General features: G+C 60.7%; 23 protein-coding genes. 4 read left to right on the forward strand and 19 right to left on the reverse strand.

The genetic code is table 11. The features are described from left to right. Positions 1-13: 13 nt before the first annotated feature. The 3 genes from FOZ74_RS05170 (at position 14) to epsA (ending at position 3,708) form a co-directional block, all read left to right on the forward strand. Positions 14-721 carry a transglutaminase-like cysteine peptidase gene (locus tag FOZ74_RS05170; RefSeq protein WP_146912064.1) on the forward strand — a complete coding sequence of 236 codons (708 nt, stop codon included), beginning with the start codon at positions 14-16 and terminating at the stop codon, positions 719-721. A gap of 12 nt (positions 722-733) precedes the next feature. Next, positions 734-2,713 (forward strand): bifunctional diguanylate cyclase/phosphodiesterase, encoded by a 1,980-nt coding sequence (locus FOZ74_RS05175; RefSeq protein ID WP_146912065.1) that lies wholly within the window; start codon positions 734-736, stop codon positions 2,711-2,713. Positions 2,714-2,874: 161 nt separating this feature from the next. Beyond that, positions 2,875-3,708, forward strand: a complete 834-nt coding sequence (gene epsA, locus FOZ74_RS05180) for an XrtB/PEP-CTERM-associated transcriptional regulator EpsA (protein WP_146912066.1) — start codon at positions 2,875-2,877, stop codon at positions 3,706-3,708. Between the two features lie 48 nt (positions 3,709-3,756). Here epsA and FOZ74_RS05185 read toward each other — a convergent pair whose 3' ends face one another. The 6 genes from FOZ74_RS05185 to FOZ74_RS05210 form a co-directional block, all read right to left on the reverse strand. After that, entirely contained in the window at positions 3,757-4,521 is a 765-nt protein-coding gene (locus tag FOZ74_RS05185) for a hypothetical protein (protein ID WP_146912067.1), read from the reverse strand. Between the two features lie 160 nt (positions 4,522-4,681). Then, on the reverse strand, positions 4,682-5,410 hold the full coding sequence (locus tag FOZ74_RS05190) for a VPLPA-CTERM sorting domain-containing protein (protein WP_146912068.1): 729 nt from the start codon (positions 5,408-5,410) through the stop codon (positions 4,682-4,684). 136 nt (positions 5,411-5,546) lie between these two features. Then, positions 5,547-6,380: an ExeA family protein gene (locus tag FOZ74_RS05195; protein ID WP_146912069.1), complete on the reverse strand. Its 834-nt coding sequence runs from the start codon at positions 6,378-6,380 to the stop codon at positions 5,547-5,549. A gap of 7 nt (positions 6,381-6,387) precedes the next feature. Next, positions 6,388-8,808 (reverse strand): tetratricopeptide repeat protein, encoded by a 2,421-nt coding sequence (locus tag FOZ74_RS05200; RefSeq protein ID WP_146912070.1) that lies wholly within the window; start codon positions 8,806-8,808, stop codon positions 6,388-6,390. Between the two features lie 128 nt (positions 8,809-8,936). Further along, positions 8,937-10,487, reverse strand: a complete 1,551-nt coding sequence (gene xrtD, locus FOZ74_RS05205; RefSeq protein WP_186764659.1) for a VPLPA-CTERM-specific exosortase XrtD — start codon at positions 10,485-10,487, stop codon at positions 8,937-8,939. A 197-nt stretch (positions 10,488-10,684) separates the two neighbouring features. Continuing rightward, a complete protein-coding gene (locus FOZ74_RS05210; protein ID WP_146912072.1) occupies positions 10,685-11,488 on the reverse strand; it encodes a 2OG-Fe(II) oxygenase in 804 nt (267 codons plus the stop codon). Between the two features lie 150 nt (positions 11,489-11,638). Here FOZ74_RS05210 and galE point away from each other — a divergent pair, with 150 nt between their 5' ends. Next, a complete protein-coding gene (gene galE / locus FOZ74_RS05215) occupies positions 11,639-12,646 on the forward strand; it encodes a UDP-glucose 4-epimerase GalE (protein ID WP_146912073.1) in 1,008 nt (335 codons plus the stop codon). Here the strand turns inward: galE and FOZ74_RS05220 are convergent. From FOZ74_RS05220 to FOZ74_RS05280, 13 genes are all read right to left on the reverse strand, one after another. Next, the gene (locus FOZ74_RS05220; RefSeq protein ID WP_146912074.1) at positions 12,637-14,124 is read right to left on the reverse strand and encodes a mannose-1-phosphate guanylyltransferase/mannose-6-phosphate isomerase; all 1,488 of its coding nucleotides are present in this window, start codon (positions 14,122-14,124) and stop codon (positions 12,637-12,639) included. The two genes, galE and FOZ74_RS05220, sit on opposite strands and share 10 nt — an antisense overlap. A 72-nt stretch (positions 14,125-14,196) precedes the next feature. Beyond that, positions 14,197-14,967, reverse strand: coding sequence for a WecB/TagA/CpsF family glycosyltransferase (locus tag FOZ74_RS05225; RefSeq protein ID WP_349291078.1), 771 nt, complete (start codon positions 14,965-14,967; stop codon positions 14,197-14,199). 207 nt (positions 14,968-15,174) lie between these two features. Beyond that, a complete protein-coding gene (locus FOZ74_RS05230; protein WP_222434184.1) occupies positions 15,175-15,693 on the reverse strand; it encodes a GNAT family N-acetyltransferase in 519 nt (172 codons plus the stop codon). After that, on the reverse strand, positions 15,644-15,967 hold the full coding sequence (locus tag FOZ74_RS05235; RefSeq protein ID WP_146912075.1) for a type II toxin-antitoxin system TacA family antitoxin: 324 nt from the start codon (positions 15,965-15,967) through the stop codon (positions 15,644-15,646). The genes FOZ74_RS05230 and FOZ74_RS05235 overlap by 50 nt, the downstream gene beginning before the upstream one ends. A 109-nt stretch (positions 15,968-16,076) precedes the next feature. Continuing rightward, positions 16,077-17,282: a glycosyltransferase family 2 protein gene (locus FOZ74_RS05240; protein ID WP_146912076.1), complete on the reverse strand. Its 1,206-nt coding sequence runs from the start codon at positions 17,280-17,282 to the stop codon at positions 16,077-16,079. A 7-nt stretch (positions 17,283-17,289) separates the two neighbouring features. Continuing rightward, positions 17,290-18,501 carry a glycosyltransferase gene (locus FOZ74_RS05245; RefSeq protein ID WP_146912077.1) on the reverse strand — a complete coding sequence of 404 codons (1,212 nt, stop codon included), beginning with the start codon at positions 18,499-18,501 and terminating at the stop codon, positions 17,290-17,292. Next, positions 18,501-19,376 (reverse strand): alpha-1,2-fucosyltransferase, encoded by an 876-nt coding sequence (locus FOZ74_RS05250; protein ID WP_146912078.1) that lies wholly within the window; start codon positions 19,374-19,376, stop codon positions 18,501-18,503. Before FOZ74_RS05250 ends, FOZ74_RS05245 begins: the two co-directional genes overlap by 1 nt. Positions 19,377-19,389: 13 nt before the next feature. Next, positions 19,390-20,118, reverse strand: coding sequence for a glycosyltransferase family 25 protein (locus FOZ74_RS05255; protein WP_146912079.1), 729 nt, complete (start codon positions 20,116-20,118; stop codon positions 19,390-19,392). Positions 20,119-20,140: 22 nt separating this feature from the next. Continuing rightward, positions 20,141-21,166 carry a glycosyltransferase family protein gene (locus FOZ74_RS05260; protein WP_146912080.1) on the reverse strand — a complete coding sequence of 342 codons (1,026 nt, stop codon included), beginning with the start codon at positions 21,164-21,166 and terminating at the stop codon, positions 20,141-20,143. Between the two features lie 3 nt (positions 21,167-21,169). After that, a complete protein-coding gene (locus FOZ74_RS05265) occupies positions 21,170-22,147 on the reverse strand; it encodes a glycosyltransferase family 2 protein (RefSeq protein ID WP_146912081.1) in 978 nt (325 codons plus the stop codon). After that, positions 22,140-22,676, reverse strand: a complete 537-nt coding sequence (locus tag FOZ74_RS05270) for a serine O-acetyltransferase (RefSeq protein ID WP_146912082.1) — start codon at positions 22,674-22,676, stop codon at positions 22,140-22,142. The genes FOZ74_RS05265 and FOZ74_RS05270 overlap by 8 nt, the downstream gene beginning before the upstream one ends. Before the next feature lie 90 nt (positions 22,677-22,766). Further along, the gene (locus FOZ74_RS05275) at positions 22,767-24,914 is read right to left on the reverse strand and encodes an AMP-binding protein (RefSeq protein ID WP_146912083.1); all 2,148 of its coding nucleotides are present in this window, start codon (positions 24,912-24,914) and stop codon (positions 22,767-22,769) included. After that, the gene (locus FOZ74_RS05280; protein WP_146912084.1) at positions 24,911-25,879 is read right to left on the reverse strand and encodes a glycosyltransferase; all 969 of its coding nucleotides are present in this window, start codon (positions 25,877-25,879) and stop codon (positions 24,911-24,913) included. Before FOZ74_RS05280 ends, FOZ74_RS05275 begins: the two co-directional genes overlap by 4 nt. Between the last annotated feature and the right edge of the window lie 323 nt (positions 25,880-26,202).

The raw sequence follows: 26,202 nt of genomic DNA on the forward strand, positions 1-26,202 counted from the left end.
GATCGTGCGACCCATGGCAGACGAAGACGGTGCAGACATCGCCCCCCGGCGTCGCCGTGTGGTGCTGTGCGCAGGCGCAGGTGCCATTGCCTCCCTGGTGTTGCGTTTCAGTGCAAGCGCCAACGCCGTCACTCTGGATCGCGATCGGCTGGAGAGCAGCATGCGCTCGCGCTTCGGGGAGGCCGGCGTGCAAGCCTTGCACCAATGGTTCTCGCTGCTTGATACGCAGGCCGCGCGACCGCTCAACGCCCAGTTGATCGCCATCAACGAATTCTGGAACCGCATCGTGGTGGCATCCGATGACCTCAGCGTCTGGGGACAAGTCGACTACTGGGCGACGCCGCTGGAGTCGCTCGGCAAACGAGCGGGTGATTGCGACGACTACGTCATCGGAAAATATTTTTCATTGCTCCATCTGCGCGTTCCGACCGAGAGGTTGCGCTTCATCTATGTGCGCGCGCGCATCGGCGGAAGCGGCAGCACGCAAAGCATCGCTCACATGGTGCTGGGCTACTACGCCACCCCGCAAGCCGAACCGCTGGTGCTCGACAGCCTCACCAGCGACATCCTGCCCGCCACGGAACGCCCCGATCTCATCCCCGTGTTCAGCTTCAACGGCCAGGGCATCTATCTGCCCGGCCGACAACCCACGCCTGCCGATCGCATCAGTCGCTGGCCCGACCTGCTGGCGCGCATGCAGCAGGAAGGGTTCTTGCCTTGAAAGGGCTACTCCATGTCTTTGCTCAATCGTTTGCTGTTCAGCGTGACTCTGGCGATTGCCACCATCCTGATGGGCACGCTCGGCTGGAGCGTCACATCGGCGCGGCAATATCTCGACAGCCAACTGCAGTCCGAAGGCGACAACGCGGTATCCGCGCTTGCGCTCTCGCTTTCCCAGCCCGCAAACCAGGATCCGGTCACGCGCGACTTGCTGATGATGGCCTTGTTCGACACCGGCAAGTTCAGCGCGATCACGCTCACGGGCCTGGACGGAAAGTCGCTGTTCGAGCGGCGACAGACCCCGCAGTCACGCTACCGCGGCCAGGCACCGGGCTGGTTCGTGGCTCTGCTGCCCCTGCGTGCGCCGCAAGCGCAACGAGCCATCAGCGACGGCTGGAAACAGGTGGGGCAACTGAGCCTTACGGTAGACAACGGCTACGCTTACGACGCGCTATGGCGTTCAAGCACACGCATTTCCCTGCTGGTCATCGTCGCCGGACTGGCATGGGCCATTTTTGTGGCCGTACTTCTTCGGTGGTTTCGCCGGGTGCTGCATCAGCAGGTCGAAGACCAGGTCATGGCCATCGCCGGACAAGCCAGCCGTTCAGCGCACGCTGAGAGCGGGCACTCCGAGCCCGCCCGCGTAAGCGAACTTGCGGCAGTGGTCAGCGCCATCCAGGCAACGCGAGAGAGGGTGCGTGCGACCGCCCGGGAGCAGAGCGACCAGATCGAATCACTGCAACTGGAATTGCACACCGACCCCGTCACGGGCCTGCCCAATCGGCGCTATTTCATCAACGAGTTGCGCCGCGTGCTGGAGGCCGAATCCGACGAAGAGATGGCGACGGGGCATTTGATGCTCTTTCGCCAACGCGACCTGCTGGCCGTCAACGCGCAACTCAACCATGCGCAGACCGATGCGTGGCTTGCCCGGATGGCCAGACAAGTGAGCAACATCCTCACGCAATCGTCCCCGACTACGCCGGGTTCGCAGTTTGCGCGCCTCAACGGTTCGGATTTCATCGTCCTGCTGCCGCAGCTGGCGGGGCCCGAGGCGCTGGTGCTGGTTGAAACGATACGCCAGGCCTTGGAAAGCCTGCGCATCCCGCTCCCGCATGGAGAGCGCTGCCGCTGGGCCTACGCGCTGACGGACTACCTCCCCGGCGGCAGCGTCGGCAGCACCCTTGCCAGGCTTGACCAAGCCTTGATGCGAGCAGAAAGCGCCGGCAGCGACGAGGTCGAGTACGCGCCGCTGCAAAGTGAAAACCACGTCAACGACCATCAGGCGCAACGTCAATGGCAGCACCTGCTGCACAGCGCGCTGACCACGCCTGGCGCACTCTCGCTGCAATTGCGCGCGTTCGCGTCGCGCGCCACGGGCCCGGTGTTGCATCACGAAGCCACACTCATGGCTCACCCCGATGCCAAAACCACCCTTGCCGGGACACTCTTTCTGCCAGTTGCGCTGCGACTGGGGCTTTCAGCGGGATTCGACCTCAAGGCAATCGAACTTGCTCTCGATTGGCTGCGGCAAAACACCCATGAAACCCTGGTCATCCGCATCTCTCTTGCGTCCATTCAATCCGCCTCGTTCCTCCCGCAAGTGAAAACAACATTGCAATCGGCACCGGAGGGGATCGCCGCGCGACTGGTATTCGAGTTCGACGCCTACGCGCTGCAAGCCGAGACGGAGGAGGTGACCGAATTTGCCCCGGAGGTCGCCCGCTACGGCGCGGAAGTCGCCCTGCGCAGGCTCGATCAATCGCCCATGGCGCTCAACCAACTGCACCAGGTGAAACTGCGGTTCGTCAAGCTGGGGGGCGACTTCGTCGAGCGCGCGTCAACCAGTCCCGGAACACGCCAATTGTTGATTGCCATGCTGGAAACGGCGCGTCATCTGGCGCTGGCCACCTTGGTCGCAGGCACCGTGACGCCCGAGACCGCCACTTGGCTGCGCACCCATGGCGCCGAATTGCTCGTCGAGCGCACGTGACGGATGGCTCCCCCATGGGCCCTGCCCCGCTTCGTACCCTTGCAATTCGCACAGCAGGCTCAAAATCAAGCGCCGTCGCATAATGCAAGGTTCTCGGCCCGAACGCCTTGCAGGGCGCTCTGGCTCTCACGAATACAACACGTACGCGAAGGACGACACGGATGCCGCTGCTGGGCCGGTTGTCGGTTGAAGAATTGGGTCATTTGCTGGAAGCCATGCAGCATTCGCTGAAGGTGGACAGCCACTACGCGCTATTCAACTGGCTGCGCAACGACGTCCAGCGTTTGCTGCCGCATGAGATCGTCATCGCCGCATGGGGAGATTTCTCGATTGGCCTTGTCTGCCACGATGTGGTCTCTTCTCTGCAAGGCATGCGCACGCGCAGCTTCAGCAATGAGGCCTTGCGTCCCTTCACCTGTTCATTGTTCAAGCGCTGGATCGAGCACGGCAGCAAACCTTTCATCAACGAAACACTGGGTGATTCCGCATTCCAGCGCCTGGACGATGACGACACGGTCCACACGTTCACGAAAATGCACGTCCGGCTCGTGCACGGCATCAAGGATCAGCGTGGTCGTCACGACTGCCTGTATGTGCTGCTCAGCGATGACGCGCCTGACGATCGAGACAAGAAACTGGCGTCCCTGCGCTTCCTGCTCCCTTACATCGATGCGTCATTTCGGCAGATTGCGCATTTGCCTGGGCAGTACTACAAACAACCGCTCGAACGCGAAAATGGGGGTCGGAATCCGCTCGGAGCGGAAGTGGCGACCGCATCGATGCCAGCGGGAGAACTCAGCGTGCGCGAGCTTGAGATCATGGAATGGGTGCGCCAAGGCAAAACCAATCCCGAGATCGGCATGATTCTGGACATCAGCGCATTCACCGTGAAAAATCACATGCAACGGATCTTCAAGAAGCTCGATGTGCTGAACCGCACTCAGGCCGTTGCCAAGATCGACACCTATCGTCACGCGGCGGCAACCCAGAAATGAAAAGGCCCGCTGCTTGCAGCGGGCCTTTTCATCAATATCTTGAATGCGTCAGACGGCCAAGGCGCCTTTGTCCGTGCCGCCTTTGCGGCGAGAGAAGATCCCAAGGCCCAAAGCCGAGAGGAACAGCAACGCAGCACCCGGCAGCGGCGTGGGGATGAAGGTCACGAGATCCTGCTTGTCGGGAATATCGCCGTAGGTCAACTTGACAATCCTGTAGCCGTCGCCCCACGCATTGGGGTTGGCGTTCATCGCGCCAAGCCAGCTCTCCGCCAGGTCGCGTGCAGCGGTGCTGGACGCGATGTAATCGCCTGTCGTCATCGCGGAGGCCTGGAAATTGCCGCTGCCAAGCGAGTAAGTCGGGGTGCCCGTCGTCCCCGTGTCCCCAACGATCTCCCAAACGGCCAATTGCATTGCCGCAGAGCTGATGACATCCGTCACCTGGCTGCCAAACTGCGTGAACAACTGGCCGAGCTTGGAAACCCAGGACGGCGTGGTGTCGCCGGTGACCTCGGTGACCGTGTAATCCGCCGTCGTCCCCTTGCCCAAGGCGACGTCCAGACACCACGAAATGATGGACTGGCCTGCCGCAAACAGCGACGTGCCCGAGACGCTGTTGACCAACTCGGTGTAACCGCCCACCCACATCTGGGTTGCCGGGTTGCCGGGCGTACGCACCACCATTTCCGGCGCGGTGCCGTTGAAGAGCTGCCCGGTCTCGGTGAGATTGACCGTTGCCGCAGAGGCTGAAGCAGCAGCCAGCGACAGCGCCCCGGCACAGAGCGACGCTGCCAGAGTCTTGGTAAAAGCTTTCATGGTCATCCTTCAGAAGGATTAGGAAAATCTATGCATCCGCAGTATACGAAAGCGACCAACTACCGCAATGGCTCGAATGGACTAAGGAAAAGTACTGCCGCCGAAAGTGCGCAAGCCCGCCGGTGGCGGGCTTGACGGGGATGGAGCAACCCGGCTGAACTCAGGCTGCCAATGGTTCGGCTACGCGTTTCTTGCGCCGCGCCATGCCACCCAGGCCCAGCGCCGAGAGGAACATCAAGGCGGCACCCGGCAGCGGGGTAGCAAGCACCTGCTGGAACGTGATCTGGTCTTGCGCCTTGTCGTTCGTCAGCTTGACCACCTTCCAGCCGACCGCGGTAGCGTTTTCCAGATCGGCAAGCCATGAATTCGCCAGGGTCGCTGCCTGGTTGTAGACGCTTGCGTTTCCGTTCGCCCTGGTTTTGATGTTCCCGCTCGTGACGTTGCCGTTGTCGCCGCCGGCGTGCGTCAGCTCCCAGATCGCCATCTGCATCGCCGCTGCGCCGACGTTCGTGCCGATTGCGCTCTGGTTCGCCGTGTACAGGCGCTCCACCTGGTTCACCCAGCTGTCGGTGACATCTTCCACGACGTTGTAGGTGTAGCTCGACCCTTGCGAGACCCCCTGGGTCAACTCTATGCACCAGGTCAACAGCGACGACAGGCCATCGAGCACGCTGCTGCCAGAGTGACCGGTCACATTCCAGTTGAGGGCGCCCATCTTCGTCGACTGCCAATGCGTACCCGAACCGAGATTGGTGTCCACCTGTCCCGAAATGCCGGGAGCAACCCCGGTAAATTTCATCGTGACGGTCGACGCCGAAACGGCCGGCGCCGCAAAAACGAATGCCGCAGCGCACAACGACGCGCCAAGGCTCTTGATGGCAAAGTTCATGGTTCTTCGTCCTTTGGACACCCGTCCGCAAATACAGAAAGTGGACGAATGCTATCGACCGCTTCAATCGTTTTCAATGAGCCTATCGGACTACATCCTGTTGCCGAAACGTCATTGCCAAACGGATCGCCGGCGGTCAACCGACGGGGTCGGTGGTCCCGAGCACGCCGAAGTCGCGCCGATCAGCCAACACCTCCCCGACCAACATCGCGTCTATGGTCTGAGCGTCTGCGCCAAAACCATAGACCAGCGCCATGTCGCAGAGGATGTTGATGCTGCGCGGTATGCCACGTGCGGCCTTTGCGATGAGCGCGATCGCGCCTTCGGTAAAGAGCGGTTCATCGCGCCCCGCGACGTGCAGACGATGCTGGACGTAGCGCGCCGCTTCCTGCGTCGTGAGGGGCGGAATGAAGAAGTCCACCGCCACGCGCTGCGCAAACTGCTGCAGCTGCGGCTGCTTGAGCAGATCGCGCAGTTGCGGCTGGCCGACCAGGATCACCTGCAACAACTGGTCCTTGTCTGCATTGATGTTGGAGAGCATGCGCAGCGACTCCAGCGCCCCCGCCGAGAGGTTCTGTGCCTCATCGACGATCAGCACCGCGCGTCGTCCCGCGGCGTATTCCTTGATGAGAAAGCGCTGAAACGCGTCATAGCGCGCCACCGGCGACATGCCTTCGTAGGGCTGACCAAACGCCAGCATGATCCATTCCAGCAGGTCGGCAATATCGCTGTGCGTGTTGTAGACCAGGCCGACGGTGAGCTCATCGCCCAAGGTATTGAGCAGGTGGCGGATCAGCGTCGTCTTGCCGCAGCCGATCTCGCCGCAAATGACGGAAAAGCCTGCCCGGTTCTGGATGCCATATTGCAGCATCGTGAAAGCAAGCGCGTGGCGCCTGCCGAGGTAGAGGAATTCCGGATCGGGTTGAATGGAAAACGGCTTCTCGCGCAGCCCGTAATAAGCTTCGTACATGCTTGCATCAGATCCCGGCCAGGGCCTTCTTGGCCTCGTCGGCCTGGGCAAAGGGGGCGCCCCTGGTGGCCAGGTCCAGTGCGTGCTGCAAGGCTTCACGCGCTCCGGTCTTGTTGCCCTGTGCCAAGAGGTTCATGCCCAGGTGGTAGTGCAGCACCGGCAAGTCGGGCATGGCCTTGGCGGCATCGCGCAGGGGCGTCGCGGCCTCTGAATACCTGCCCACCCGGTACGCCGCCCAGCCAAAGGTGTCCTTGAACTGCGGCACGTTGCTTGAACGCAGGCCCTGCGCCAACTCGTAGGCGCGCTTGTGGCTGGCCTCGTCGGTGCGCGCGTCGGTGAGCAGGCTGGCCAGGTTGTTGACCACCACCTCGGCATTGGGCCGCTCCTTGTTGAGCTTTTCGTACAGGGCCAGCGCGTCGTCCACCTTGCCGCGCTGCTCGTACAAGCTGGCGCGCGAAAGGCGCAAGCCAAAGTCCCCGGGCATGCGCTCCAGAGCGCGCACCAGCAGGGCGTCGGCCTCGTCGAATTGGCCCGCATCGCTGAGCAAACCCACCAGTCCAAGGTAGGCTTGGGCGCTCTCGGGATTCCGCTTGAGCACTTCCTCAAAGCCTTGTTTTGCGCCGGCCGCATCGCCCGACTGCGCCGCCAGCCGCGCCTGCAGCAGACGCGCGCCCACGTTGTCGGGCGACGCCGCGATGACCGACTGCAAAAAGCCTTGCGCCTCCTTGAGCTTGCCCGCGCGCAGATAGGTGCCGACCAGTGCGACCATGGGCTGCATTTCGTCGGGCGAGAGTTCATACGCCTTCCTGTACGCGGCGATGCTGCTGTCGAACTGGTTGCGCGCCGCCGCCACCGCGCCCTGGAGCTGGTTGGCCGCTACCTGCTGGTTTCCGAGCTTGGCCACCAGGTCCGCCACCTTCTGCGCCGAGACGAGTTCGCCGACATTCAGGTAGGACTGTGCGAGCAACTGGTAGGCCGGCAGGTAGTGCGGCGCCACCTGCAGGGTCTCGCGCAGCGCGGGCTCAACCAGCCGGGGCTTGCCCACGCGCATCAGGAACTCCGCGTAAGGCATCGCATAGAGCGGCGCGAACTTGCCTTCTTGCGCGGCGCGCGCGTATTCGTCCTGTGCCAGGTCCTTGGAGCCTTGCATCTCCAGCGTGCGCCCAAGCATGGCGTGTGCCTGCGCCGACGAAGGCGTATCGCGCAAGATGGTGCGCAAGTCGGCCACCGCGTCGTCCAGCCGCCGCTCATCGAGCGCCACGCCGGCGCGCAGCAACAGGCCTTGTTCATTGCGCGCATCGGCCTCGAGGATCTGCGCGATCAGCTCGTTTGCTTCCGCCCGCTTGCCGTTGCCCAGCAGGTCGGCGGCCAGCGCGGCGCGGGCGCGCAGCCCGGCCGGATCCTTGCCGGCCTCGGCCACCACCTCGTTCCACAGAGCCCGCGCTGCCTCAGGCTTGTTCTCTTGCTGCCGCAGATTGGCGAGCATCAGCTTGAGGTCCCAGGCCTTGGGGTCTTGTTTGATGAACTCCTGCAACTCGGCAGCGGCTGCCGCCGGGCCCTTGAGCTGCCCGACGAAACGCACCAGATCCAGCTTGGCCTCGGTGTCCCTGGGCTGGGCCTTGACGATGTCGCGGTAGGTGTCTTCAGCCTGCGCAGGCATGCCGTGCGTCATGAAGAACTGCGCAAGCATGTGGCGCAGCACCTTGTTGTCGGGGTAGAACGCAATCAGCTTGCGAAAGACCTCTTGCGCGCCGTCGAGCCTGGACATCTTCTCCAGCGCCTGCACCTTGATGAGCTGCAGCGCCACGTCGCGCTCATTGTCCGCCAGCGCCTGGTCCAGGTATTTGAGTGCGCCATCCCCATCGCCGTCCATCAGGCGCTGGGATGCCAGTACCACCAGCGCATCGGACTGCTTGGGGTTGCGGCTCAGCGCCTGCTGCGCCAGATCTACCGCGGCCTTGCGATCCCCGAGCTTGAACATCACCGCCGCACGCAGCGCAAGCACATCGGCATCGTCCGCCTTGAGCCTGGACGCCGCTTCGCTTGCCGTCAGCGCCTTGTCCATCTGGCCGGCGGCCAGCAGCAGCTTGCCCAGCTTGAGGTGCGCCGCCAGATTTGTCGGGTCGAGTTCCACCACCTTGCTCAGCAGGCCGTAGGTGCGGTTCCAGTCGCTGCCCCGCTCGGCAATCTCGGCCAGGCCATAGAGCGATGGCACGTTGTTCGGGTTGATCTGCAGCGCGTTCTGAAATTCGAGCCGCGCCTTCACCACGTCTCCCGCCTGCAAATAGCTCTGTCCCTTCTTGGCAAACGAAGCCACCTTTTCCTCGGGCGAAGAGCAAGCGACCAACGCCAGCGCGGACAGCGCCAGCAGCGCCGCCGACACTCCGCGGCGCACGCCGCCCCTGTTCATCATCGATAGCCTGGGCATCTCTTACTCCCCGGCCCCATCACTCGGGCCGATACGTCAATTGATAGCTGATCGCGCAATACAGACAAGCGCCAGAGCCCAATTTCATTCAAAAAATGGCGAGTACCTTGTCCCGCCCCACGCACCCGCTATTTGGGCACAAAGGGCCCGAGCAGCGGCACCGCCACGCGGGCAAACGCGGTGAGCCGCGCATCCGCCGCCCCCGCCGCCTCACCCGGGCGCATCGGCGTCACCATGCGCACCAGCGCGCCATCGGTGCGATTGCGCAGGAGGGCATCTTCCAGCAGATACCACTTCATCAGGTACTCGTTGGCAATGCGCCGGCCGCGCTGCTCGAACCAGTAGTACACGAGCTGGTGCCGATTGTCCTTGGAGATCACGACACGCACCACTTCCAGCGGCGAGCCGTCGTTGAGTTCGATCACGTCGCCATGGATATCCGATATCACCCAGCCACCACCGGGAATGCAGACCTGTGGCGAATGCGGCGACACGCCCTTGCGCTGCGAGGCGTAATACGCGGTATAAAAATTCACCACATCGCCCGCCTCATCGCGGTAATCGGCAAGCACGTAGTCGCTGAAGCCCAGCGCCTGCTCCACCTCGATGGAAAGCGACGATTCGGTGGCGCGCCAGTTGCCCAGCTCCAGCGGAAAAGTGACCAGACTGTGACGCAGCGGCTTGACCTCGGTGCGCCCGCCCACGGTGAGCGCCGCCGCCATGCCCGCCGCCAGCAAGACCATCGCCGCCACGAGCGGGCGTGACCAACGTGCGCTGTAGATCCCCGTGGGCCGTGCCACCGGCGGTAGAGGAATCTGCTGCTGCACCTCCAGCAAGCCGCGACGCAGCGTAAAGCGCTCGATCACCCAGATCTCGGCCATCAGGATGAGCTGGCAGACGAGAAAGATCACCCAGCCTTCGAAATAGTGCAAGAAGCCGTCGGCCATGCCGCTGCCCCAGCGCGCCACCAGCACACCCACCATCGCGATGCGCGCGCTGTTGGTGAGCACCGTGATCGGCACCGCCGAGAGAAACACCAGCACCCGCCAGCGCATCTTCGCCGGATAGATGTAGGCCATCAAAAAGCTCAGGCTCAACAGCGGATACAGGTAGCGCAGGCCGCTGCAGGCTTCGACCACCTGCAGCTTGTAGCTGCCCAGGTCGATCACGTTGCCTTCAAGATAGACCGCGTAGCCCATCAGCCGCAGCAAACCCACACCCAGGCTGGACGACATCAGCTGCAGGCGCCAGGAAATCTGCGAATCGATGAAATATGGCAGCGGGATCGCGAACAGCAAGAACGCGATCGGCATCCACGCCACGCGCAGCAGCGAGACACCGCCGTAGCACAACACCAGTCCGACGAGTGCTATCAAAAAACCGATCTGCACCGCCAGAAACAGCGCGGTGACCTCGCCCAGCACCAGAAGCAACGCGCTCACCACCAGCAGCACCAGGCCCCAGCCCGAAGGCGCGCCCCGGCTCTTGCGCAAGACATCGCGCCGGTACCAAAGCAAAAACAGCGAAATCAACGGCAGGAAAAAGCCGTGGCTGTATTCCTCTTGTCGGTACCAGCGGCCCACCAACTCGGACAGCCCGCCCCAGAACGCCGCAATGGCCAGCAGGACACCGAGCAGCAGCAACTGCTCATTGCGCGGAAGACGGAAATGAAAAGGCACGTGGCAAAGGTGATTCTGCAGGCGAGTGGCATGCTAACAGCGGAAACCGAGCGTATCCGAGTCGCGAAGTTCACCGCGATAGGCCGATGGAGCTAGCGACGGCTGGCACCTGATGCAGGTCTGCGCCATCAGGAAAGCACCAGAACCCGCACCGGGGCTCGGGAACAAGCAACCCGCCAGCAGTGCCGAAAGAGCGCTTACTGCCGCCCGATCAGGCCCTTGACCCCCCGCTTGAGCCCCCGCACGCCATCCTGCAATCCGCGCAACGCGGCTTCGGCCGGCATCGCCACCCTGCCCTTCATCCACTCATCAGGGCGCGCCTTGAATATGGTCGAATGCTGCCGACCATCCCAGCCCAGCGGCGGCTCCTTGGTGTAGTAGTACACCGCAAAGGACTGGCGCATCCGCCCCTCGGGACACGCCACCGGCGTCACACCGTGCCAGCTCTGCGCACCCGTGGCAAAGCCCGCCATGCGGTTGAACTGCGGCGCATAGTAGCCAATGCGCTGCTTGACATCCTTGTCCCACAAATCAAGGTAACCGCCCCACTCTTCTTTCCAGTCCTTGTTGAAATAGAAGAGCAGATTCACCCGGCGGTGCCACTGCTTTTCCTTGAGGAAATTGAAATCGATGTGCACGTCCAGGTGCCCGCCAGAATTGGTTTCGTGAATGCCACCGCCATTGAGATCGGGGTCGGCCAGCAGGTTCTCGATTCCGAACATGCGCCCGACAAGGGCCACGAAGGCATCGCTGGCAAGCAGGTCATGCAGCTCGCGAATCGGCGCCGGGAACTTGCGAAAGTCGGTGATCTGAATCTTGCGTTTCTCGTTCACCGTGGCAAATTCCCTGCCGCTCTGGCGCGCCTCCTGATACGACGGGAACGCAGCCCACACCTCCTGCGCAAACTGCGCATCCAGGATGTCATCCACACACAGATGAGGGAACGGCTCACGCACCACCGTTTGCGGCCCCAGCTTGTCAAGTGCAATCCGCGTGTTCATTGAAATCAGGCTCCCGTTCTTAGGCTTTCAACCCAAGGAGCGAGCTTGCCCGCGTACACCCCGGAACGTCAAGCGTCCGGCATAGGCCAATGGGGCCATCCGTAGCACGCCCAAGCTTCACATGCACGCCGCTACAAGCAAAATAGCCGCATGAACATCCTCGTCACCGGCGGCGCCGGCTACATCGGCTCGCACACCTGCGTTGAACTGCTGCAGTCGGGCCACAAGGTCGTCGTTTTCGACAACTTCAGCAACAGCCACCCCGAGGCGCTGCACCGCGTGGCGCAGATAGCCGGAACCACCCCCAAGCTGGTTGAAGGCGACGTCCGCGACCAGGCCGCGATCGAGACCGCGCTGCGCCAGCACCAGTGCAACGCGGTGATCCATTTCGCGGGGCTGAAGGCGGTAGGCGAATCGGTGGCGCAGCCGCTGGCCTATTACGACAACAACATCATCGGCACGCACCGCCTGTTGTGCGCGATGCAGCGCTGCGGGCTGCGCACGCTGGTCTTCAGCTCTTCGGCCACGGTCTACGGCGAACCGCAGCGCTTGCCGCTGGACGAATCGCATCCGCTCTCGGCCACCAATCCGTATGGCCGCAGCAAGCTCTTCATCGAAGACATGCTGCGTGACCTGTTTCACGCGCAACCGGAATGGCGCATCGCCATCCTGCGCTACTTCAACCCGGTGGGGGCGCATGCCAGCGGCCTCATCGGCGAAGACCCGCAAGGCACGCCCAACAACCTGATGCCTTACGTCGCCCAGGTCGCGGTGGGCCGCCGTGCGCATCTGAATGTCTGGGGCAGCGACTATCCGACGCCCGACGGCACCGGCGTGCGCGACTACATCCACGTCACCGACCTCGCGCTCGGCCATCTCAAGGCGCTGCAGTGGCTTAGGCAGCCCGGCTGCACGGCGATCAACCTTGGAACCGGGGTGGGCTACAGCGTGCTGGAGGTGGTGCGCGCGTTCGAAGCCGCAAGCGGCCGTGCCGTGCCCTTTGAACTGTCACCCCGTCGCGCCGGTGACGTCGCCACCTGCTACGCCGACGCGTCGCTGGCGCGGGAGCATCTGGGCTGGAAGGCCGAACGCACGCTGGCAACGATGTGCCTGGACCATTGGCGCTGGCAGAGCCGGAACCCCAACGGCTACGCCTGAGGCGCGCCGTCTTGCGGCAGTTCGGCCATCCGGCCAAAGCTGTCTTCCAGCCGCACGATATCGTCCTCGCCCAGATAGCTGCCCGACTGCACCTCGATGATCTCCAGCGGCACCTTGCCGGGGTTGCGCAAGCGGTGCGTGTGGCCCAGCGGGATGAAGGTGGACTGATTCTCGGAGAGCAGAAAAACCTTTTCTCCGTGTGTGACTTCGGCCGTTCCCCGCACCACCACCCAATGTTCGGCGCGGTGGTGGTGCATCTGCAAGCTCAGACTGGCGCCGGGCTTGACGACGATGCGCTTGACCTGAAAACGCTCGCCATGGTCGATGCAGTCATACCAGCCCCAGGGGCGATGCACCTTGCGGTGGGTCGTGACCAGTTCACGCCGCTGCGCCTTGAGCTCGGCCACGATCTTCTTCACGTCCTGCGTCTTGCGCCGGTCCGCTACCAGGATGGCGTCCGCCGTCTCGACCACGACCAGGTTGTCCACGCCGACGGTGGCGATCAGGCTGGTCTCGGACAGCAGCAGGCTGCCCCGGGTGTCCACCGCCAGGGTCTGGCCCCGCGTGGCGTTGCCGTTGGCATCGCGCGGCATCACGTCCCACAGCGCATCCCAGGCGCCCAGGTCGGACCAGCCCGCATCCAGCGGCACCACGCACGCGGGCACGCCCAGCGCCGGCTGCGCGGGCAGATGCTCCATCACCGCGTAGTCAATGGAATCGGCCGGGCAGGCGCCAAAATCCTGCGCGCCCGGGCGGATGAAGTCCATGTCCTCGCGGCTTTGCGCCATGGCCGCCCGGCAAGCGCGCAGCATGGGCGCTTGCAGCGCCTGCATGGCCTTGAGCCATTGATCGGCGCGCACCATGAAGAGGCCGCTGTTCCACAGGTACTGGCCGCTCGCGAGATAGTCTTGCGCGCGTCCGGCGTCAGGCTTCTCGGCAAAACTGGCTATGGCAAAGGCCGCGCCATTCGCCACCGGCGCGGCCTTCTCGATATAGCCATAACCGGTTTCCGGGCGGCTGGGCGTGATGCCAAAGGTCACCATGGCCCCTTCGACCGCCAGCGGCCACGCCCGCTCTACGGCCCGCTGCAATTCACCCGGCCGGGTAAAGACGTGATCGGCCGGCATGGCCAGCATGACGGCGTGCGGCTCGGCCACCAGCGCCGCCAGCGTCAGTGCGGGGGCGGTATTGCGGCCCACGGGCTCGAGCACGATGCGCGAGTCCTGCACGCCCGCTTCCTGCAGTTGCTGGGCCGCCAGAAAGCGATGCTCCGCATTGCACACCACGATGGGCGCCGCGCGCGCGATCGCGCCCGAGACGCCGTCGAGCCGCGTGGCGGTGTCCTGCAGCATGCTGCGCCCCTCCTGCCCCAGCGCCAGAAACTGCTTGGGGTAATGCTCGCGCGACAGCGGCCACAGCCGCGTGCCGCTGCCGCCGCACAGGATGACGGGAACAAGGGAGGGTTTATCAGCGGTCATGTGCAGATCAGTCGGCCCGGCGGGCGACAAAACAGGCGGGCCATTGTGCCGCACGCCCGCGCGATGCGCGGCTCACCGCTCCAACGGTTTAGGCCCCAACGCTTTCCCTGCCAGCGCGCACAGCATCAGCTTGAGCAACACCAGACCATCGGCCGCATAGCGGCGATACAGCGCGGGCTCCTGCCGTATGCGCCACAGCCACTCCAGCCCCCAGCGCTGCCAGGCCAGCGGCGCGCGCTCTACCGTCCCGGCAACGAAGTTCACCACCGCACCCAGATGGCTCACCACCGGTACGGTGAGCCGGCCGAGGTTGTGCATGATCCAGGCCTGCCCCTTCTTCGCGCCGAGAGCCACCACCAGAAAATCCGCACCGCTGGCATTGATGGCATCGATCACCTCGGGCGCAGACATGTCCTCGACCGTGCCAAAGCCCGGGCTATGCGCACCCACGCCGCGCATGTGCCCGCCTTCGGCATTCAATGCATCGCAGGCCTTTTGCGCCACGCCCGGCGGGCCGCCAAAAAAATACACCTTGATGGGCCGCGCCAGCAGCGCCTGTCCCTCGCCCGCGCGCAGGCGCTCGAACAGCGTAGAGCCCGCCACCCGCTCCGGCAGCGGCGTGCCCTGCAGGCGCGCCAGCCACAGCACGGGCATGCCGTCGGCCACGCTCAGATCGCTGGCCAGCACCGATTGTCGAAAGGCGGCATCGCGCTGCGCCGCGACGAGAAAATTGAGATTGGGCGTGGACAAAAACATGCGCTGGCCATCGACCATCGCCGCGCACAGCCGTTCGACGGCACCTGCGGCATCGACCACATCGAAGGGCAGCCCGGCCACGGTCACGCATTGCCTTGCGGGCGGCGCTTGAACAAGCGGGGAAGAAACAGGGGGATACGGGTCGGCCATCATTGCGTCAGAAAAGCCATGCAGGTTTGGAGCCAGACAAGCAGGCCAGCGCCGCCTGCTGATTCAAAAGGGGAAATGATGTTGTTGCCAACATTGAAGTGTTTGGAGGGCATCCGTTCGAAGCCACGCCCAATGACACACCATTCACCACAGCGGCAGAAACAGCTTCAGCGGCTGGTCAGCGCCGGGTGCGAACCCGTAGCGTTGGTAAAAACGTGCAACCTCTTCGTTCTTGGCGTCCACGAACAAGCCTGCACCACCCACAGCCTGCGCCGCCGTGCGGGCACGGTTCACGGCATCGGCGAGCAGCAACCGGCCCAAGCCCTGCCCCTGCATGTCGACTCGCGTGGCCAGACGGCCCAGGCGCGTGACCGGAATCTGGCGTGGGTAACGCTTGGCCTGCTTTGCCGGCAGATCATCGGTCAGCACGAAAGCCGAGGTCAGCGCGTAAAAGCCGAGGATGCTGCAGGCATCAACCATGAACCCGAGCTGCGCCCACGACCGCAGTCCCGCCTCATCAGCAGGTACGGCAACGAAGGTACGAGAAATCCCCTTGGTCTGATGTTGCAGCGCGGTCTGCTTCAGCCAGGCATCGAGCGCCTCGACACCACAATCAAACTCGCTTCGGTCGTGGCGCCCAGTCAAGGGTTCCAGTCTGATCATTGCGTCGTGCGGTGAAGTTTTCGAGGGCCGCCTTCAGCGCGGCATTGGGCGGCAGCGGATGGTCCAGTGCAGCCAGAAACGCCTCCGTGTCACGGACGGAAAGGCGGATGACGCGCTCCTGCTCGATGATGCGTTCAGCCTCGCGCAAGGCTGTCTGGACGACGAACTGGTTCAAGGTCGCCCCGGTCAGGCTGGCGGCCATCTCCAGGGTCTCCTGCACCGCCATCGGCACACGGGCCGTGATGCGCCCACGCTCAAGCGCCGTGGTGGTCATGTTCAGGCTCCATCAATTCAACGGTCGCAGTCTAGCAAATTGGTGGCAAATTGTCACCAATTTGCACTCCAACCCGATGCCTCGGCACCCAGTAGCAGCCCTGATCCATTCACTCCCGATCCGTACGCACCCATTCTTTTTGCCTTTTGAACCAATAGCCAAGATACAGCGGCAACTTGGAGAGCACATACCACGGCACCGCCAACAAGTCGCGCGCCGACACCACCGCGCGCCCCCAGCCCCACCACGCCGCCAGGATGCCCGCCGCCAGCAATGCAAGACACGCCATGGCCAGCACCAGCGGTGCGGCGCCGCCACCCAGCAGGGCCGTCAGCAGCGCCAGCGCATTCACCGCCAGCAGCAGCAACACCAGCAGCGCCAGCGGCGGCACCGCCAGATCCAGCGCCAGTGCCAGCAAGCGTCCGTCGCGCCGCGCAATGGCCTGTCCGAACAGGCGCGGCACGTGGCGCACGATCATGCCCAGATGGCCATGTTCCCAGCGGCGGCGCTGGCTTTGCACGGCCGACGCCGCATCGGGGAACTCGCTGCTGACCAGCACCTGCGGGCAAAACAGCGGCGGCGTGCCCGTCAGGGCCAGCGCCATGCCCAGTTGCATGTCTTCCACCAACTCACCACTGGCCAAAGGCATCTGCCGTGCCATGGCCCAGGGAAAGGCCATGCCGGTCCCCATCAACTGACACGGCCAGCCCATGGCCAACGCGCCCAGCGGCCGCACCCAATTCTTCACCCGCCAGGCAAAAGCCGCCACACGCAGCTTCAGGCCCGCGCCCTCGGGGGCATGCATCAGGTCCAGCGCCTGCACCGGCCTGCCCTGCGCCAGTGCCAGCCGCGCCAGGCCGTGCAGGCCGCCAGCGGTGGCCACCGTGCAGTCGGCATCAACGATCAAGAGCGCATCGGGCGCCCACTCCAACGCCGACAGATGGCGCACCCCATGGTCCAGCGCATAACCCTTGCCGCGGCGCTGCGCATCAAAACGTTCGGCCACCTGCGCACCCGCCTCACGCGCGATGCGCGCGGTGTCGTCACCGCAGTTGTCGGCAACGACGCAAAGAACGTCTTGGGGCGTCAGCGCGTCGCGCAGGCGCCGCACCGTCTGGCCTATCACCACCGCCTCGTCATGCGCGGGCACCAGCACCGCGATGCGGGGCGTAGGGCCCACGGGCACGTCCGGCATTTGCAGCGGCAGACCATCCGCGCGCCGGGGCCAGGCCGCCCCCACCTGCAGCGCCAGCACCAGCACGGGCACGCCCAGCAGCAGCAAGGCGGCCCACAGGAAGACCATCAGCCAGGCCATTGCCCCATCACCTCTGCCCCGCGTACCGCGCAAACAGCGCATGCAGCTTGGCGGCTTCGGCGTCCACGTCGTGACGCTTCAGCACGCGCTCGCGCGCTGCGTCACCCATGGCCTGCAACTCACCAGGGGGCGCGGCCAGGCAGGCCTGCATCGCATCGGCCAAGGCACCCACATCCCCCGGGGGGAACAACCAACCGGTGCGCCCCGGCTGCACCAGCTCGGGAATGCCGGCCACATAGGTGCTGAGCACCGGGCGGCACAGCGCCATCGCCTCCATGATCACCACGGGCAGGCCCTCGGCAAAGCTGGGCAGCACCAGCGCGCGGGCGGCAAGCAGCTCCTCTCGCACTTGCGCAGACGCGATCCAGCCGGTGATGCGCACCTGCGCCTGCAGCGCCAGGCGCGCGACCTCTGCCTCGACCACGCCGCGCATCTCGCCATCACCCGCCAGCACCAGCTCACAGCCCACGCCGCGCGCCTTGAGCAAAGCCAGCGCCTGCACCAGCAGCAACTGACCCTTCTGCTCGCACAGGCGCCCCACACAAACCAGCCGGGCAGTCAAAGGGACCGGCTGCGTGGCCCCCTGATAAAACGCCTGATCGACGCCGCAATGCACCACCTGCACCTTGGACCACTCAGCCACCGGCAACCAGCGGTAGAGCTGGCTGCGCCCGAACGAGCTGATTGCGACGACAAATCGTGCGCGCTGCATCTTCTCGCCCAAGTGCAGCGCCTGCGGCTTGTCGAATTCTTCAGGCCCATGCACGGTGAAGCTGTAACCCGGCCCGCCCAGTGCGTGCGCCAGCATCACCACCTCGGCCGAATTGGTGCCGAAGTGCGCGTGCACGTGCCGCACGCCAGCATCCACCAGCCACAGGTAAAGCTGGCAAGCCTCCGCCAAGTACACGAGATGCAAGGGCAGAGGGCGGTCGGCGCGCCAGCCCATGCGCAGCGCCAGCATGAAGGCACGGCCCCAGTGGCGCGGACGTGTCATCGCCACACGCACGCTGGCCCTCGCCAGGCCCATCAAGCCCCCACGCAAGAGGTAGCGTGTACGCGGCTGTTCGGCCGCGTCTTCCGGATCGGCCACGGCATCGCCCCAGCCGCGCAGCGCATAACGCTGCACCTGCACGCCCTGGCGCTCCAGCGCCAGGATTTCGCGGCGGATGAAGCTGTGACTAACCTTGGGGTACTGGTTGACGAAGTAGGCGGCGCGCACTATTTTTCAAACTTTCTCAAAACTCTCCTCAAAGTCTCTCCGGGATGAGTTATTCGCCAGATCTGAAAATTGTCCCAAATCGGATGTAACGAATCTATCTTAATCCAGCCATCAGGAACAATATTCACAATAGGTACAGGAACGCCGGGCCGCACCCACTCTTTTGGAGCAACAATCACCGCATTTTCATTAGCGTTCAAATAGCCACCCCACCACGCAAAAGTAGAATTGACAAGCACGTTTCCTTCAGTACATCGGGTCATCAGCCAAAGTTGTTCCGGTGGGCTCAATTTTTCGACAAACATCAACGGAAGTTCACATTCAATTTTTTCAGCAAATTTCTTAGCCAAGTCAATCCTGTCGGCAAACACCAAGACTCGCCGAGCGTTCGCCGCCTTAGCGATGCCTTCAGAATAGTATTCCGGCGGGTACATTGGAAAAAATTCCCGCGTTTTCGCATAATCTTCGTCCAAGCGAAGTGATATACTCACAGAATCAGTCGCCTGACCGACATCAAATTTAGCACCCGCTCCTTTAACGATAGCCTCACTAAATTTATACCATTCTCTGATAACGTTGCGACTTTGATAGTATTTTTCCGATTGAAAATATCCTTGAATATCCACGCCATCTTTGATCATCAACGCAGACATCGAAAACCCGGCCTGCACCCCCTGATCGTACAAGTCACCCAACTTTTCAGGCGCGGTGTTTATTCGAACCCCCTCATCATGCAAATCGAAAATTCGGTCTCCATCCCACTGAGGGCACCAAAAATCCGTCCCCAATCTCAACGCCATGCTTCGTAGATAGGCATATTGAAAAAGTTGGTTGCCGAGCCGCCCATAGTTTCCAAGTTTGCTGAACGTAATCATTTGGCTTCAATCATTATCGGAAAACTTGTCGTACCGTGTTTTTCATCTTCCTCAAAAAAGAGATCAGCGGCACAGGCAATATCGATCGACGGATAGACCTACCTTCATGTATATCCGTAGCCGAGCTTCTTTGATATGCAATTTCGGGTACCGCAAGTACTGTCGCACGCTCGGGGTGCATCTTTCTATACCACGAATAAGCACCATCAACATGCATCGGCCCTCCTTCGGGGTCTCCCGGTGGTCGGCGCAGTATTTTCTCAAAATAATCTGCGATGTCTTTAGCCACTTTTGGTTCGACGGCGATGCAGTGGGCCCCCATCAGCGCCATATCAGCCCCTACTGCAACGAACCCCTCTTTTCCCTGCGGTTGGGATTTGACCGTATTTAGCACACCACCATACATCATGGTGTTTTTTAATAGAATATGATTCGTCAGATTATTCACAGCGCGCAAATCGAAATTACAATCATCCTCCAAAATCAACGCAAATTTGGCATCGGATGTCTGAATTTCACGCAATACCGCCAGATGGCTCATAAAACAACCGCGCGTGCCTATTGTGGGGAAGCCACCCGCATCATCCGGCCTGATGGCAGGGAAAAAAGTGATCCGCGGATCATGTGCTAATACCCCTACCCTCCTTAATTGCCGCTCCATCTCCCGCCGGCGATCTACCCTGTGAGGGAGGTTGATGATCCAGATTTTTCCAAAATTGTCAAAGAAAGATAATGCCATCATCTTCTTTCGAATGATCGGAAACTTATTCCACCGACCCAACTACTTGGCACTCAATAAATGCGTCAAGACAACTCGCCCAGTGCTTGCGGTCGTGAATGGCGGTCTCGCGTGCGACCTGTGATTTTGCGAGCGATCGCATGATTTGCGCATCATCAATCATTCGCTGGGCATGTAACGTAAATTCCGCAACGTCGCCAGGCTCGCAAAGCAACACAGCGGCTCGCCCCTCGACATACTCATGCGCGGCGTGGGTACGCGTCGTTGCCAATGGCAGGCCCAACAGCTTGGCACCCACCAGCGTGATGTGGCCACAGCAAGTCTCGCGGCTCAGCAACGGCACCAGCACGCCGCAACTGCCATTCGCAATCGCCCAGGTCCGCGCCAGCGAGATGTTGGTGAGCACGGTGACGTTTTCGGGTACTTCCATGCCTGTCAGGCTTTGCGAGCGCGCCACCACCACCATCTTCGTGGTTGGCCCCAGCCTGCGCGCCACCTGCATCAGCAAGGCAAAATCTCGCCCTTCGTCGCCAATGGCGCACAGATAGGGTCTGACATCACCCAAGCCCGTTTCGGCCTGCACCGGCGGCGGCTCTTGCGTCCAGATTACCGGTTGAAAGCGCTCGCGCTCGATCCCGAAGTGCTCGGCATACAGTCCCTGTTCGTAACGAGAGAAGACCACCATCTTGTCCACACGTCGCAAAGCACCCCGAAGATACTGCAAGCGCCTGCCCGTCGGCAGCCGCGTGAAATTGAAGGCAAAACCCAGATGCGGCACATCGCCGCGCAGACGCAGCAAATGGGCAACGGCGGCGGTCATCAAGGGCAGATGCGAGATGACAAAGCTGCGCGGCCCGGCACGCAGCGCCGCCTGCGCGGCAGCGCGGTAGCGCGACAGCCGCACGCCCCAGATGCGGCGCTCCAGCGCATTGGCCGGTTGCCCGCTCAAACCCACCCAGCGCAGCACATGGCGCGTTTGCAACTGTGTGAATGCGTCATCAACCGGGCTCAAATCCGGCACGTTGATAGCGGTCAGCACGGAGTGGGCCATGGCTCACTTGTACTCAATGATGGTTTGGCGCTGGTGCAACACGCGCTTGAAAACAAACTTCAGTACGCCCCAGCCTTCGGCGAACTTGCCCAATACCAGAAACAACGCGCGCTCCCAATCGTTGTGCCGCCAATACAAGCGCAACACCTGCGCCGGATACACCAAGAGCAGCAACAACGCGCCTGCACCCAGCCATAACGTCGCCGTCGCCACGATGAGCGGCAATGCGACACCCCAAAACAGCGCGCTGTACGTCTCACGCACCCAGTGCCGCTCAGGCGATGCACCATGCAGCCAGGCACCCTGCGCAAACGCGTAACCCCCGCGCGTAGCGCGTCGCCACCATTGGCTTAGACGAGTGATGTCGGCGTCGTGCAAGGTCATCTCTTGATCCAGGCGACGCACCTTCCAGCCCGCCGCACGCAGGCGCACGCACAACTCGGGCTCTTCGCCCGCAATCAGATCATCGCGGTAGCCGCCCACAGCCTGCAGCGCATCCGTGCGCATCATGGCATCGCCGCCACAGGCCTTTGCGTCGCCCACCGGAGTGTCCCACTCCACATCGCACAACCGGTTATAGATCGAGCGTGCGGGATGGCGCTCACGACGTCTGCCGCACACCACGGCGTACCGTTCATGTCCTGACTCTGTCAAAAACTCGCTGGCCGCCAACAACCAGCTGCCAACCACTTCGCAATCACCATCAACAAACTGCACCAATGCCATTTCAGGATCTGTCTGCCGCAGCGCCTGGAACCCCGCATTGCGCGCGCGCGCTGCCGTAAAGGGCACGCTCATGTCCAAGGGCACCACCACCACACCCAGGCTGCGCGCCAGCGCCACGGAATCATCGGTCGAGCCCGAATCGACATACACCACCGTGTTCGCCTTGTACGCCACCGACTGCAAACACACACGCAAGCGTTCGCCTTCGTTGCGGCCAATCACTACGATTCCAATAGCTTGTTGCGCTTTATTCATGGGCGCTAGAACCTGAAATGACTGCTGGAATTCCCACCGCTACCGCCCCCTGCGGTACATCGACCAACACCACCGCATTGGCACCGACCACCGCATGCGCCCCCACAGTGATGCCCCCCAGCAACTTGGCGCCTGCGCCCACATCCACGTGCCCTTTCAGCACCGGCGCCCCGCCATCGCCGCGTGTGCCCAGCGTTACCTGCTGAAAAATCAGGCAATTGGGGCCGATGCGCGCGTCAGGGTGAATCACCACGCCATTGGGATGCGGCAACAACAGGCCGCCACCGATCTGCGTGTTCAGCGGAATATCGGCCCCGCTCACCGCGCTCCAGAACCGATGACGCAGCACCGCCCATTTTTTGCACAACATCGCCCATGCACCAGGGGATGCGGCCAGCCGCTGATAGTCGCGCAGGCTGGCGAGCAGACACTTGCCTGGATTCCACTCGCCGGGGCGCCGTGCCTCGCGGGACCAATCCGGCACTTGAGCGCTGGCATCCGCCAGCACCGCACAGGCGTCTGATTCCATGTTGTTCCCCATGCGGAAACTAAACCATTGCCATACAAAGGCTTATAGCGCCTTGCCGATCCATCCACCGACGCCCCAACCCTGACCTGTTCACTCCAAACCTCTTGAACTACCTGCATTTTTGTCAACCTTGCTCGACTCACTATACGCCGCCAGATTTTTGCGCCGATTAACACCAATTATGCGCCCAGGATTACCCATGACTATCGAATTAGGCGGGATATCAACAAATACCACTGAATTCGCCCCAATGATGGTATTTTCACCTATCTCTATATTTCCAACAATTACCGCTCCAGCACCAATATCTACAAAATCGCCTATGATTGGCTTAGCATTCAAATCATCAATACTACGAATGCCAAATGTTGTATTTTGACGAATAATAACATCATTGCCAATTTTTCGAGCACCTAAAATCATTCCACCAAAGTGCTCAAGTTTAACACGACGCCCAAGCTGGACCGTGTAATCAAGCTTAATTCCACAGACAATTTGCGCTGTTTTATTCAGTATCCTATAAATGATCGTCAGTGGTGCCCGGAAAATTTTTTTTCTCACACCCATACGCCAATTACCGAACCGATGAACAAAAAGCATCAGAAAGCCTTGGCTCATAATTTTCTTTTCATTTGTCCGGTAATCCTCGCGCACCAAATTCCAGAAAGAAATATTATCCGGATTCATGTTGCGCGAGCCATCGGGCAGAGGCGGAGCGTTTTCCCCCGCCGCCATACGGAAATGATAATAGCCAGCACCTTCAATCACGCTAACAAGCCGACGCAACGGCCAAGACTCCCATCCGGCAGGGATGTCTCCTAAAGCGCGTTCCAGAGCAATGCCAACCTGCAAATGAATCAAAGAATCACCATCCAAATCGGCAAAGAGCATGTCTAATGATATCGGATGGCCGACCAGCCGCTCTAAGAACTGACTAAACGTATCGTTGGTTTCGTCGCGACCGCTTTCCTCCAAAGTCAGCCGCGCCTCCAGAACATGCGCGAGCTCTACTCGCTGAATTTTCCCAGTCGCGGTCCGAGGCAAGCTTTGCACTTCATGGACACTGATCGCACCACGTGCATTTGCACCTTGTGCTCCCGCTTGCATCGCTACCGCATCCACCAACGTATCCTGAACAAGCTTAACCGGGGACGTCACAACCACGCCAATGCCATCTCCACGCATCGGATCGGGCCGCCTTAGTATGGCAAATTCGCCCACATCCAAATTGCGCGCTAGCAGTTCCGTGCGGACAGCCGCTTCCATCAAGTCCGGCGAAAGCTTGATTCCGCCGCAATTGATCACATCGTCGGCTCGGCCCAAATAATATAAGCGACCATCATCAATTCGCCCCAAATCCGAAGTTTGCAACCAAACTTCGTGACCCAATGCCCTCCAATACTCACCTTCGGCCACGCCAAGGGCAACGTGCGGCCCACTGATCTCGATGCGCCCGTCGTCTCCGATACGCACACGTACAGCGCCTGACACTTGGCCGACCGAACCCAATGTCTCAGCGGGTTCCTCATGAATCCGTTGTAACGTCGTGCGCGAAGCTTCGGTCAGCCCGTAATGTTGCACGATACGCGCATTAGGCAATGCAGAACGCAACGCGGCCTTTTCGGTCGCAGACATATATTGACTGCCAATTTCGACCCAACGCACACGCTTAAGTTCGCCACCAAACCGATCAAGCCCAGCCAAAAACACACGCCACAAACTTGGAACGGCGGAAATCGCGTTGATTTCACCGGCAATCAGCATGTGCCGTATTTCCGCCAAATCAAAACCGCCTGATGGCACATAACATGCCCCGCTGGCATTGAGTACCACGCGACAGCGCCCGTAACCAAAACTGTGATACACCGGAACACCCACGTACTCCCGTATTTCATTGTCAATTTCCATCGTTTCGGTTACGCGACAAACTGCGTCATGCAGGTTGCCATGACTCAAAAGTACGGCCTTGGGTTTGCCCTGTGTGCCAGATGTAAATGAAATCTGCGCCGCATCATCGCCACTTCGTGAAGTGAATTTTTCGGCAATCCATCCTCCTTCCGTGTCAGTACGCTGAATGATGTTGGTATGAGTGAAAGCCAAACGCTCTTCGTCACCCGATCCGGTCAGCGGAACGGATACCAACCCCTGAGCTAAATTAGACAGTAGCCGTCTGACATAGTCAGTGCTGTTAGATGCAATGACGCCAACAGTTTCGAGAGTATCAAAGGGGTTTTTCACTGTGAGGTGCCTTTCGCCTTTGGCAAGGCGAAACCATGTGTCAGCATGTCATGCCAAAGATATGGTGGATCCATGATCGGCTTAAATCGCAGGCCACGATGAATTCTATAGAACACATCGCCGATTAGATAGAGCACATTGGCAAATATAGCACCAACACGCCCGTGGTAATCATTAAAAAATTTAAATCTGGATTGATACCAATAATCCGGAATGCGCTTAACGGCGTCTTGCGCACGTACTCCTGTCGCTTGACCCTGCAGGTGGACGACGCGGCTTTCGGGGATATGCCATATTTCATATCCTGCCTTTTTCATCCGAGCCATTAGATCAACCTCTTCGAAATACAAGAAATATTGGATATCCATCAAGCCGATTTCCTGAAGCGCCGTGCGCGGCATCATAAAACTCGCACCAGTTACCCAATCAACCTTTTGTGCATTCTCAAGTTCCGAAACCATCACCTCTGTAAATGGAAACATACGTCCCAAGAAAGACAATCGCACACCACAAAAAAATTCTCTCCACGGAGTCGGAAAACGAAAACCGGACGCACGCACAGTTCCATCTGGATTTTCGAGACGGCTCCCGACAACACCAATTTTCGGGTAAATTCGCAAGGCATCTTCGAGCGCATCAACCGCACCGGCTCTAATATATGTATCCGGATTTAAAAAATAGACATATTCTATTTCTTTATCACACAAAACATAATTTATTAAAACAAAATTATTGCCGTACGCAAATCCATAATTCCCTCCAATAGGAAAACAGGTTACAAAATCGAAATTTTTCTCTTTTATGAAGCAATTAATGATACTCAAGGAATCATCGCCAGAATCTGCATCTCCCACATAGATTTTAAAGCGATTTTCAGCATCCCGCTCACGCACCAATGAAACGAGGCACTCCGTCACAAGTTTTGGAGTTTTGTGATTGATGATGACGATTGCAATTTTCCCCATTTGTCAATAATCCATAATCTTCATATTCAAAATATCTTTTCGACACCATTGTAATTAACTTCTTTTTTTTGGTTCATCAATTTCTACTCGCCAAATTATTTTCATCAATCTCGGCCTAGCAGGCTATTGCATTATAACTGGAATACTCGGAAACAACACAACACTTTTGAGAGCGCCTCATCTTTTGCCAAGCTTGAAAAAATCGCTTGCATTCCTTTTTTGGCGGCTGATATTTTGGACAAGTCAATAGACAACCTAGTATTTCAACGACCTGTTAAGGATAAAGAACTCTAAGCCTTCAGGTCTTAATGTCGGATGCTGGC

The sequence above is a fragment of the Comamonas flocculans genome (genome assembly GCF_007954405.1).
GTDB lineage: Bacteria > Pseudomonadota > Gammaproteobacteria > Burkholderiales > Burkholderiaceae_C > Comamonas_C > Comamonas_C flocculans.

Bases quoted from the DNA above. Each gene is read 5' to 3' on its own strand.
- FOZ74_RS05175 (WP_146912065.1), top strand. From the start codon at position 734: ATGTCTTTGCTCAATCGTTTGCTGTTCAGCGTGACTCTGGCGATTGCC.
- FOZ74_RS05220 (WP_146912074.1), bottom strand. From the start codon at position 14,124: ATGACCGCTGATAAACCCTCCCTTGTTCCCGTCATCCTGTGCGGCGGC.
- FOZ74_RS05210 (WP_146912072.1), bottom strand. From the start codon at position 11,488: ATGAACACGCGGATTGCACTTGACAAGCTGGGGCCGCAAACGGTGGTG.
- FOZ74_RS05270 (WP_146912082.1), bottom strand. From the start codon at position 22,676: ATGGAATCAGACGCCTGTGCGGTGCTGGCGGATGCCAGCGCTCAAGTG.
- FOZ74_RS05195 (WP_146912069.1), bottom strand. From the start codon at position 6,380: ATGTACGAAGCTTATTACGGGCTGCGCGAGAAGCCGTTTTCCATTCAA.
- FOZ74_RS05240 (WP_146912076.1), bottom strand. From the start codon at position 17,282: ATGGCCTGGCTGATGGTCTTCCTGTGGGCCGCCTTGCTGCTGCTGGGC.
- FOZ74_RS05230 (WP_222434184.1), bottom strand. From the start codon at position 15,693: ATGATCAGACTGGAACCCTTGACTGGGCGCCACGACCGAAGCGAGTTT.
- epsA (WP_146912066.1), top strand. From the start codon at position 2,875: ATGCCGCTGCTGGGCCGGTTGTCGGTTGAAGAATTGGGTCATTTGCTG.
- FOZ74_RS05235 (WP_146912075.1), bottom strand. From the start codon at position 15,967: ATGACCACCACGGCGCTTGAGCGTGGGCGCATCACGGCCCGTGTGCCG.
- FOZ74_RS05250 (WP_146912078.1), bottom strand. From the start codon at position 19,376: ATGATTACGTTCAGCAAACTTGGAAACTATGGGCGGCTCGGCAACCAA.
- FOZ74_RS05265 (WP_146912081.1), bottom strand. From the start codon at position 22,147: ATGAATAAAGCGCAACAAGCTATTGGAATCGTAGTGATTGGCCGCAAC.
- FOZ74_RS05260 (WP_146912080.1), bottom strand. From the start codon at position 21,166: ATGGCCCACTCCGTGCTGACCGCTATCAACGTGCCGGATTTGAGCCCG.
- FOZ74_RS05185 (WP_146912067.1), bottom strand. From the start codon at position 4,521: ATGAAAGCTTTTACCAAGACTCTGGCAGCGTCGCTCTGTGCCGGGGCG.
- FOZ74_RS05255 (WP_146912079.1), bottom strand. From the start codon at position 20,118: ATGATGGCATTATCTTTCTTTGACAATTTTGGAAAAATCTGGATCATC.
- FOZ74_RS05280 (WP_146912084.1), bottom strand. From the start codon at position 25,879: ATGGGGAAAATTGCAATCGTCATCATCAATCACAAAACTCCAAAACTT.
- galE (WP_146912073.1), top strand. From the start codon at position 11,639: ATGAACATCCTCGTCACCGGCGGCGCCGGCTACATCGGCTCGCACACC.
- FOZ74_RS05170 (WP_146912064.1), top strand. From the start codon at position 14: ATGGCAGACGAAGACGGTGCAGACATCGCCCCCCGGCGTCGCCGTGTG.
- FOZ74_RS05190 (WP_146912068.1), bottom strand. From the start codon at position 5,410: ATGAACTTTGCCATCAAGAGCCTTGGCGCGTCGTTGTGCGCTGCGGCA.
- FOZ74_RS05200 (WP_146912070.1), bottom strand. From the start codon at position 8,808: ATGCCCAGGCTATCGATGATGAACAGGGGCGGCGTGCGCCGCGGAGTG.